The 1354-nt window shown below is 45.2% G+C and carries 2 protein-coding genes and 1 pseudogene; 2 read left to right on the top strand and 1 reads right to left on the bottom strand.

The window, feature by feature from the left end; all coding sequences use genetic code 11:
- Positions 1-61: 61 nt before the first annotated feature.
- A pseudogene (locus PX481_RS29670) lies at positions 62-320 on the top strand (zinc ribbon domain-containing protein); the annotation flags it as partial.
- Positions 321-341: 21 nt separating this feature from the next.
- On the opposite strand, the gene PX481_RS10090 reads toward PX481_RS29670, so the two are convergent.
- Positions 342-788: a tyrosine-type recombinase/integrase gene (locus tag PX481_RS10090; protein ID WP_288094525.1), complete on the bottom strand. Its 447-nt coding sequence runs from the start codon at positions 786-788 to the stop codon at positions 342-344.
- A 147-nt stretch (positions 789-935) separates the two neighbouring features.
- Between PX481_RS10090 and PX481_RS10085 the strand changes: the two genes are divergently transcribed.
- The gene (locus tag PX481_RS10085) at positions 936-1160 is read left to right on the top strand and encodes an AbrB/MazE/SpoVT family DNA-binding domain-containing protein (protein ID WP_002757519.1); all 225 of its coding nucleotides are present in this window, start codon (positions 936-938) and stop codon (positions 1158-1160) included.
- The last annotated feature ends 194 nt before the right edge of the window (positions 1161-1354 follow it).

The raw sequence follows: 1354 nt of genomic DNA, 5'->3' as shown, positions 1-1354 counted from the left end.
GGTAAAACCCCACACCCCACACCCTACACCCTGCCACCAGGAAAAACTTTTTCAGCAGACCCTAGATAGATGGTTTCCTAGCTCTAAAAGGTGTAGTAATTGCGGGTATATTGCCCTTGAAAATGCCGTTAAATATTCGAGAGTGGGATTGTCCAATCTGTGGAACACACCATGACCGAGATATTAACGCTAGTAAAAACATTTTGGCCGCAGGACTTGCGGTGTCAGTCCGGGTCGCGACCATAAGACCAGAACAGAGTAAAACTGGGGCGGCAGGTGCGGAACCCCGCAAGGGAAAGAAGCAGAAACCTAAATCGTGAGGTTTGGGAATCACCGTCCGTTTACGGCGGTGAGGATGTCAAGGTCAAAGCCGACCGACGGAAGCTGTGGGTCGAGACTCCCTTTAGTCCCGCCCGTTCGCAAGCGTTTCTTAGGATCAGGGCGGCACTCGATCGGTGCAGGTGTCCTTTTTCTCTAGCGTTGTGGAAAGAGGGGAAAAGGTAACTATCGGGTTGAAATTCTTGCAGGTAAAGGTCGAGGATTTTCCGCAGGGCTGGATTGACGGGGATGGAACGAGTTCCCTTCTTACCTTTGGTAGTGGACTTCCTGAAGGTGATCGCCGCCCCCACATCGTTGACGGTCAGTTGCAGTGCCTCCGATATCCTGCAGCCAGTATGGAAACAGATGCCAAATAGACATCTATCCCGATCGTTATCGAAACCAGCGAACAGACGATCTAGTTCGACTTGAGAGAGAATTTTGGCTTGTCCGTTACCGTTAACTTTCACGATACTTCTGTTCTACTAGACAATACTGCACTATCGTCTAGTATAATGCCGCCAGTCGCTCGGAAGTCTTTTTCTTTAAAATAATTCTTTGGGCAGTTAGTTATGTTATAACATTTGTCATAACATAATTACGGAAGGTCATAGATTATGACAAGTCTAACGCTCCGAAAAATCGGCAATTCCATAGGTGTGATCTTACCGAAAGAGGTTTTATCCCGACTGAACGTAGAGGAAGGAGATCAGATTTATATCACGGAATCGCCAGATGGATACAGAATTTCTGGCTTTGATCCCGATTTTGAAGAAACCATGAAAGCTTTTGAAGATACTTACTCTCAGTACCGCAACGCCTTCAAGGAACTCGCCAAATAATCAGCAATTCTCATTTTGAAAAAAATCAGATAAAATTCTCTTATAGCAATTCCCATAGTTGTGAGGTACAGAGTCTTAGGTTTTGAGGAGTCAGGAGTCAGGAGTTAAGATTTTGGTGTACCTCATGAGATTGGGAAACGCTATATTTAAATAGAGAACTTGTGTAGAAGCATTCTTTTTTGACAGATAATTAG

It is taken from the genome of Microcystis sp. M53603_WE2, assembly GCF_030065435.1.
This window is presented reverse-complemented; position numbering and strand designations above follow the sequence as displayed.